This window comes from Amycolatopsis heterodermiae (assembly GCF_034929455.1).
GTDB lineage: Bacteria > Actinomycetota > Actinomycetes > Mycobacteriales > Pseudonocardiaceae > Amycolatopsis > Amycolatopsis heterodermiae.
The window spans coordinates 365,869-373,220 of record NZ_JAYFSI010000002.1 but is presented as its reverse complement, the minus strand read 5'-3'; the positions used below and the strand labels follow the sequence as shown (position 1 = coordinate 373,220).

Below are 7,352 nucleotides of genomic sequence, written 5' to 3'. Positions count from 1 at the left end.
GTGTGGCGGTCGCGCGATTTGGGACGTGCAGGCGCTGGCGGTCCGACTGGATAGATGGGTACGATCTTGGCGTTCGTCAGTGGAGCCGACCCGTGCGACGAGGCACGGTGCGCCCGCGGGTTGTGGTGGATACCGGCGCTCATTTGAACCCTGGGTAACCATTGTTGCGCCCGGTTACCCTTTTTGCCAACGAGCGCCGCCGAATGCCTCAACCAGGACCTGTCGCAGGCTTGATATCACACGTCGTGCAGAAGTGGACTGAGGGTAACAATGTCTGTTGCATCCGAAGGTTTGCCCGGGGAAGTCGGACGCATCTCAGTCGTCAAAGTCGCGCTCGTGGACCACGATCCGATTTCCCGGCACGTTCTCGGGTCGGCTCTCGACTGGGAAGGCGTCACCGAGCTGGTGACGGTGAGCGAGAATCCCGAGGCCATTTGGCAGCACGCGTCCGGCGACGTCGACGTGGTCGTCTTCTGCACCACGCTCGACGATTCCGCGCTCGGTCACGTGCGCGTGTGCGCGGACCGCGGCCTGCGCGTGCTGCTCGTGGGAACCGGCTGGACCAAGGAGCTCGTGGACGCGGCACTGGCGGCGGGCGTCTGGGGGTGCGTGGTGAAGAGCATCAAGATCGACGCCGTCACCTCGGCGGCGGTCGCCGTCGGCACGGGGCACCTGATCCTGTCCCCGGAACTGGACCACTTCTACCGGCTGAGAGCGCCGGGCCTGGTCGGGGCCGTGACGACCACCCGGCCGGGCGCGGCGCTCCCGCCGCAACGGCTCGTCGAGACCCTCACGGAGCGCGAGCTCGAGGTCCTGACCCTGCTCGCGAAAGGCAACAACACCGCGGAGGTTTCCGCCGTGCTGAACATTTCACGAGCAACGGTCAAGAGCCACGTCTCGCATTCACTGACCAAGCTCGGCGCACGCAACCGCGTGGAGGCCGTGCTCATGATCCGCGCCGCGAACCATCTTTGAAGCCGGGGGTGACCGTCAGCCCGCGATGAACAGCGCGGTGTCCACGAGCCGGTTGCAGAAGCCCGTTTCGTTGTCGTACCAGCCGGCGACCTTGACCGTCCGGCCGCCGACGACCTTGGTCAGGCCGGCGTCGAAGACGCAGGAAGCCTTGCTGCCGACGATGTCGGCCGACACCAGGGGGTCCTCGGTGTAGTCCAGGACGCCGGCCAGGGGCCCCTCGGCCGCCGCGGCGGCGAAGGCCGCGTTGACCTCCTCGACGGTGGTGTCCCGCCCCAGCAGCACGGTCAGGTCCGTGAGGGACCCCACCGGCACCGGAACGCGCATCGAGTACCCGTCGAGCCGCCCGCTCAGCTCCGGCAGGACCAGGCCGATGGCCTTGGCCGCACCGGTCGTGGTCGGCACCAGGTTCACCGCGGCCGCCCGCGCCCGCCGCAGGTCCTTGTGGGGGGCGTCCTGCAGGTTCTGGTCCTGGGTGTAGGCGTGGATCGTGGTCATGAGCCCGTGTTCGACGCCGGCCAGCTCGTGCAGCACCTTCGCCAGCGGCGCCAGGCAGTTCGTGGTGCAGGAGGCGTTGGACACCACGGTGTGCTCCGACGGCTCGTACGCCTCGTGGTTCACGCCGTAGGCCAGCGTCAGGTCCTCGTTCTTGGCGGGCGCGGAGATGATCACCTTGCGGGCGCCCGCCTCCACGTGCGCGCGCGCCTGGTTCGCGTCCGTGAAGCGCCCGGTCGACTCGATGACCAGGTCGACGGACAGCTCGTCCCACGGCAGCTTCGCGGGGTCGCGCTCGGCCAGCACGGCGATCTTGTTCCCGTCCACCACGATGGCCTCGGAGTCCACCGTCACCTCGTGGGGCAGCTTGCCCAGCACGGAGTCGTAGCGGAGCAGGTGCGCGAGCGTCGCGGCGTCGGTGAGGTCGTTGACGGCCACCACTTCGATCCCGGCCTCGCGGGACAGGACCGCCCGGAGGAACCCGCGACCGATCCGGCCGAACCCGTTGATGCCGACACGCACTGTCATTGCCACGAACTCCCTCGCAGATCACGCCTAGTAACTGTATATTGAGGTTACCCTAGGGTTGGGTGGATAACCTGTCAAGGAGGTTAAATCTCTGCTATGGAGTTCTCGTTCATCAGTGGACACGTCGCGCTCGACTTCGTCGGCACGATCGGGCGGTGGCGCACCGAGCCGGTCGACCTGCTCCCCGAACCCGGCGATCTGGCCCGGTGGTGCGTGGAGGCGGCCCTGGTCGACGACCCGCCGACGGTGACGGACGAGGACCTGGCGAACACCCACGAGCTCCGGGCGGCGATCTACCGGCTGGTCAAGGCCGGCACCGAAGGTGATCCCGGGGAGGCGCAGGACCGCCGGACGGTCAACCTCGCGGCGGCCCTGCCCCCGGTGCGGCTGCGCCTGGGCGACGACGGTGCCGCCAGGCGCAGTGCCGACATCGACGCCTCGCTGTCCAGCATCGCCCGCGCCACCATCGAGTTGCTGACGGGGCCGGACCGGGAGAACATGCGGGAGTGCGGCCAGTCCGAGTGCACCCGGCTCTACGTCGACCACTCGGCGCGCCGCTCACGCCGCTGGTGCGACATGCGCACGTGCGGCAACCGGGCGAAGGCCCAGTCCTTCCGCGAGCGCCACCGCTCAGTCGGTGCCCTGGACGGGACGCACGGGCTGCTCCCAGACGACTAGGCCGACGCAGCCGTGCGGGCTGCGCGGGGCGTGGACGCTGTTCGGCCCCATGACCAGCAGGCTGTTGGGCCCGTAGACGCCGTCGTCGGTCTCCAGCTCGCCGCTCAGCACGAAGATGAGCTCGTAGCCGGGGTGCACGTGGGCCGGCGCGGTCGCCCCCGGCAGGTAACGCATGATCGCCGCGGCGGGACCGTCGGGACCGGTCTCGTCGGTCGAGTAGAGCCGGTGCATCTCGGCGCCCACGCGGCCGTCGCGCACGACCGGCTCGAAGGTCAGCTCGGTCTCGTCGAACGAGGTCCCGGGAACTCCGGCGAACAGCTTGAACGGGATGTCGGACACGGTTTCTCCTTGGTGGTCAGCGGGACAGGGCTTCGTCGACGGTCGTGACGGTGGCGGTGCGGGCGATCAGGCGCATCGCGGCCTCGTGGGTCCAGGCGTCGCCGGACGCGGTGGCGTCGGCCAGAACCTCCACCCGGTAGCCGAGGTCGTGGGCCTGGCGTGCGGTCGAGAGCACGACGAGGTCGGTGGTGACGCCCGTCAGCAGCACCGTGTCGACCTGGTGTTCGCGCAGCAGCAGGTCCAGGTTCGTGCCCAGGAAGGGATCGACCCGGCCCTTGGCCACGACCGGCTCTTCCGGCGCGGGCTTGACCAGGTCGTGCGGCCGGGTGCCCCACGTGCCCAGCACCAGCGCGCCACGCCGGGGCACTTCGGTGAACAGCGTCGAGGACCGGGGCCAGTCGGCGTAGCCGGGCGAGAAGCCCACCACGACGTGGACCACGAGGACGCCGGTCCGGCGCGCGGCGGCCACCGCCTGCGCGGCCTTGTCCAGGACGCCGCGCTCGCGCACCTGATCGAGGCACACCTCGGGGTACAGCCCGTCCGGGTGCGTGATCTCGTTGATGAGGTCGAGCATCAGCAGCGCTTTCATGGGGCGACCTCCAGGGGGTCGGGGTGCGGGCCGGCGTCGAAGGTGCGGGGCAGCCGGGGGTGGCGGGCCCGCTCGAAGCGGGCGATGCGGTGGTCGTGGCGGAGCGTCTCGGTGACCAGGTCGGCTCCGCGCAGCAGGCGCTCCCGGGCGGCCGGGTCGATGGCGAAGGGCAGCGTGCGCCCGGAATGGCGCACCTGGCAGGTGTGCAGGTCGACGGTGACCTCCAGCCAGGGGTCGGCGTCGACGAGGTCCCAGAGCGTCTCGATCTCCTCGGCGGGCAGGGTGACCGCCGGCAGGCCCCTGGTGAGGGCGTTGCCGTGGAAGATGTCGCCGAAGCGCGGGGCCAGCACCACCCGGAACCCCGCCGACTGGAGGGCCCACACCGCCGACTCGCGGGAGGACCCGGTACCGAAGTTCGTGCCCGCCACCAGGATCGTGGCGCCCTGGTGTTCGGGCTGGTTGAGCACGAACGCGGGGTCGTCGCGCCAGTCGGCGAACAGGATGTTGGTGTACCCGCCCCTGGCGTAGTAGGGCACGAACCGGGCGGGAGAGATCTGGTCGGTGTCGATGTCGCTGCGGCGCAACGGCATGACGGTGCCGGTGTGGTGGCTGAACCGGTGCATGTGTCCCCTGATCGCTGGTACCGGCGGGCCTACAGGTCGGCCGGTGCGGTGAGCCGGCCGGTGACCGCGGTGGCCGCGGCGACCGACGGCGAGACGATGTGCGTGCGCGAGCCCTTGCCCTGGCGCCCTTCGAAGTTGCGGTTGCTCGTGGAGGCCGCGCGCTGGCCGGGACGCAGCCGGTCGTCGTTGAGCCCGCAGCACATCGAACAGCCCGCCAGGGGCCGGAAGTCGGCGCCCGCTTCGGCGAAGACCCGGTCCAGGCCCTCCTCGACGGCCTGCTCGCGCACCCGGGCCGACCCGGGCACGACCATCAGGTGCACCCCGTCGGCGACCTTGCGGCCGGCGAGCACGGCGGCCGCGGTCCGGAGGTCCTCGATCCGGCCGTTGGTGCAGGAGCCGAGGAACACGGAGTCGACCTCGATGTCGCGCAACGCCGTCCCGGGCCGCAGTCCCATGTAGTCCAGGGCCCGCCGGGCCGCCAGCTGCCCCTCCCCGTCGAACTCGCCGGGGTCCGGGACCCTCCCGGACAGCGGCAGGCTCTGGCCGGGATTGGTGCCCCACGAGACGAACGGGGTCAGGCGGCTCGCGTCGATGACGACCTCGGCGTCGAAGACCGCGTCCTCGTCGGTGCGGAACGCCAGCCAGCGGTCGGCTTCCGCGGCGAAGTCGGCCGGCATCCCCGGCCGGTCGCGGAGGTAGCGCACCGTCGTGTCGTCCGGGCCCACCAGGCCCGCCTTCGAGCCGGCCTCCACCGACATGTTGCACAGGGTCATCCGGGCCTCCATGGACATCGCGGACACCGCTTCCCCGCGGTACTCCACGACGTGGCCCTGCGCGCCGCCGGTGCCGATGCGCGCGATCAGCGCCATGACCAGGTCCTTGGCCTCCACGCCGTCCGGCAGGAGGCCCTGCACCGTGACGGCCATGTCGGCCAGCCGCCGCGCGGGCACCGTCTGGGTGGAGAGCACGTGCTCGACCTGGGCGGTGCCGATGCCGAAGGCCAGCGCGCCGAACGCGCCGAGCGTCGTCGTGTGCGAGTCGCAGCACACGACGACCATGCCGGGCCGGACCAGGCCCTGCTCGGGGGCGACGACGTGGACGATGCCCTGGTCGGCCCCGCCGAGGCGGCGCAGCGGGATGCCGAACTCGGCGCAGTTGCGGCGCAGGAGCTCGAGCTGGCGGCGGCCCGCCGGCCCGTGGACGGCTTCCGCGGGCGACCGCGTCGGGGTGTTGTGGTCCTCCACGGCGAGGGTGAGCTCCGGCCGGCGGACCGTGCGCCCGGCCGCGCGGAGGTCGTCGAACGCGAACTGCGTGTTGACCTCGTGCAGCAGGTGCAGGTCCACGTAGAGCAGGTCGTCCGGCTGTCCCCCGTCGACGGCGGCTTCCGAGCGCACGACGTGCTCGTCCCACACCTTCCGCGCGAGGGTTCGTCCTGGCATCGCTCTCATGCCGCCAGCTTCGGCCGGTCGCCCTCCCGCCCACAACGGCCAAGGGCGGAGGCGGGGTCGTCCACCGGTTACCGCACGGCTCCACCTGGTGGAGCACCGCTTGAGCGGCTTGTCGGCGGATGCTAGGTTGGCGATAACCATACTGACCAGTTACTGATGGGAGCAGCCGGTGTCTGTTCGTGCGACCACCGGGCAGGAGCGCGCCGAGCTGCGCCGGTTCGGGCCCAACCATCGATGGACGGTGCTGGGCATCGGCGTCGCCGCGCAGGCCAGCTTCTCCGCGGCCATCTCCGGCCTGCCGGTCACCGGCACGTCGATGCGGGCCGACTACCTGCTGACGACCGCCACCCTCGGCCTCGTCATCGGGGCGATCTACCTCGGCATCGCCGTCTCCGAAATCGCCTGGGGCATCTGGACGGATCGCTTCGGCGAGCGCAAGGTGCTGCTGGTCGGCCTGCTCTCCACCGCGGCCGTGCTCGCCCTGATGGCGATCGGCGTGGTGCCCTCCGCGGGCGCGACGCCGCCCACCTGGCTGCTGGTGGCGGGGATGTTCCTGGTCGGCGTGCTGGGCGGCAGCATCAACGGCTCGTCCGGGCGCGCGGTGATGGCGTGGTTCCAGGAGGGGCAACGCGGCCTGGCGATGAGCATCCGGCAGACGGCCATGCCCGCGGGCGGCGCGATCGGCATCGCCCTGCTTCCCGGCCTGGCCGCCGCTTACGGCTTCCGCGTGGTCTACCTGATCCTCGCCGGGCTCTGCTTCCTCACGGCCGTGGCCACTTTCATCTGGTTGCACGAACCCGGGAAGACCGCGAGTGCGGGCGGACCGGCGGAGATCGCCTCGGCGCGGTCGCCGTTGGCGCGCTGGGACATCTGGCGGCTCGCCCTGGCCAGCGCCCTGCTCACGATGCCGCAGTTCGGCATCCTGACCTTCAGCGCGGTGTTCCTGCACGACGCCAAGGGCGCGGGGGTGCTGACCACCGTGCTGACCTTGATCGTGGTGCAGGTCGGCGGCGGCGCGGCACGCATCTTGAGCGGGCGGTACACCGACAAGCGGGGCAACCGCCGCCGGGTCATCAAGCAGTTCGGCGGCGCGGCCGCGGTGATGCTGCTGCTCGCGGCGGTCCTCGTCGACGCCCCGACGGTGCTGGTCGCCGCCGTCCTCGCCATCGGCGGCATCTTCGCCAACGCCTGGCACGGCGTCGCGTACACCGAGATCGCGTCGATGGCCGGGCACGCCAAGGCCGGCACGGCGCTGGGGCTCGAGAACACGACGGTGTTCTCGATGGGCTTCATCACCCCGTTGCTGATTCCGCTGGTGCTCGGCTGGTCCGGTTCCTGGATGCTGGTGTGGCTGCTGATCGGCGTCGCTTCGGCATTGGCCGTGCCGCTGGCACCGGCCGTGCTCAAGGCCGCCCGGACCCCGGCCCAGGCCGGCGGTTCCGCCTAGCACGAAAGGCTTCTCGCCGAAACGGACGGCGGGTGCCGGCAAGGGAAATCCCTTGCCGGCACCCGCCGTCGGTGTTTTCGCCCGTTCCTCCACCGCGGCGGAATCGCGGCGAAAAGGCGTAGCCGGAACTCCACCTTAGGCGCACGGCGCTCGTCTCTTGGCCGTTTCGCCGCCTCTCGGGACAAGCGACGATCGATCGGTACCTTTGCATGCCACTCGAGAGGCGGAAGGCA

General features: G+C 70.9%; 8 protein-coding genes. 3 read left to right on the top strand and 5 right to left on the bottom strand.

Annotated features, from left to right (window positions below; all coding sequences use genetic code 11):
* Positions 1 to 336 precede the first annotated feature (336 nt).
* Positions 337 to 975: a response regulator transcription factor gene (locus VA596_RS12415; RefSeq protein WP_323326397.1), complete on the top strand. Its 639-nt coding sequence runs from the start codon at positions 337 to 339 to the stop codon at positions 973 to 975.
* 15 nt (positions 976 to 990) lie between these two features.
* On the opposite strand, the gene gap is transcribed toward VA596_RS12415, so the two are convergent.
* On the bottom strand, positions 991 to 1,995 hold the full coding sequence (gene gap / locus VA596_RS12410; protein ID WP_323326395.1) for a type I glyceraldehyde-3-phosphate dehydrogenase: 1,005 nt from the start codon (positions 1,993 to 1,995) through the stop codon (positions 991 to 993).
* A 96-nt stretch (positions 1,996 to 2,091) separates the two neighbouring features.
* On the opposite strand from gap, the gene VA596_RS12405 reads away from it, so the two are divergent.
* The gene (locus VA596_RS12405; RefSeq protein ID WP_323326393.1) at positions 2,092 to 2,673 is read left to right on the top strand and encodes a CGNR zinc finger domain-containing protein; all 582 of its coding nucleotides are present in this window, start codon (positions 2,092 to 2,094) and stop codon (positions 2,671 to 2,673) included.
* Here VA596_RS12405 and VA596_RS12400 read toward each other — a convergent pair.
* Genes VA596_RS12400 through leuC form a run of 4 tightly spaced genes read right to left on the bottom strand, consistent with a single transcriptional unit; the run spans position 2,626 to position 5,672 of the window.
* Positions 2,626 to 3,012, bottom strand: a complete 387-nt coding sequence (locus tag VA596_RS12400; RefSeq protein WP_323326391.1) for a cupin domain-containing protein — start codon at positions 3,010 to 3,012, stop codon at positions 2,626 to 2,628. The two genes, VA596_RS12405 and VA596_RS12400, sit on opposite strands and share 48 nt — an antisense overlap.
* Positions 3,013 to 3,028: 16 nt before the next feature.
* Entirely contained in the window at positions 3,029 to 3,601 is a 573-nt protein-coding gene (locus VA596_RS12395; protein ID WP_323326389.1) for a cysteine hydrolase family protein, read from the bottom strand.
* Positions 3,598 to 4,224, bottom strand: a complete 627-nt coding sequence (leuD, locus tag VA596_RS12390; RefSeq protein WP_323326387.1) for a 3-isopropylmalate dehydratase small subunit — start codon at positions 4,222 to 4,224, stop codon at positions 3,598 to 3,600. The genes VA596_RS12395 and leuD overlap by 4 nt, the downstream gene beginning before the upstream one ends.
* A gap of 29 nt (positions 4,225 to 4,253) precedes the next feature.
* Positions 4,254 to 5,672 (bottom strand): 3-isopropylmalate dehydratase large subunit, encoded by a 1,419-nt coding sequence (leuC, locus tag VA596_RS12385; RefSeq protein WP_410171877.1) that lies wholly within the window; start codon positions 5,670 to 5,672, stop codon positions 4,254 to 4,256.
* 169 nt (positions 5,673 to 5,841) lie between these two features.
* Between leuC and VA596_RS12380 the strand changes: the two genes are divergently transcribed.
* Positions 5,842 to 7,119 (top strand): MFS transporter, encoded by a 1,278-nt coding sequence (locus VA596_RS12380; protein ID WP_323326383.1) that lies wholly within the window; start codon positions 5,842 to 5,844, stop codon positions 7,117 to 7,119.
* The last annotated feature ends 233 nt before the right edge of the window (positions 7,120 to 7,352 follow it).

Bases quoted from the DNA above. Each gene is read 5' to 3' on its own strand.
- gap (WP_323326395.1), bottom strand. From the start codon at position 1,995: ATGACAGTGCGTGTCGGCATCAACGGGTTCGGCCGGATCGGTCGCGGG.
- VA596_RS12405 (WP_323326393.1), top strand. From the start codon at position 2,092: ATGGAGTTCTCGTTCATCAGTGGACACGTCGCGCTCGACTTCGTCGGC.
- VA596_RS12395 (WP_323326389.1), bottom strand. From the start codon at position 3,601: ATGAAAGCGCTGCTGATGCTCGACCTCATCAACGAGATCACGCACCCG.
- leuD (WP_323326387.1), bottom strand. From the start codon at position 4,224: ATGCACCGGTTCAGCCACCACACCGGCACCGTCATGCCGTTGCGCCGC.
- leuC (WP_410171877.1), bottom strand. From the start codon at position 5,672: ATGAGAGCGATGCCAGGACGAACCCTCGCGCGGAAGGTGTGGGACGAG.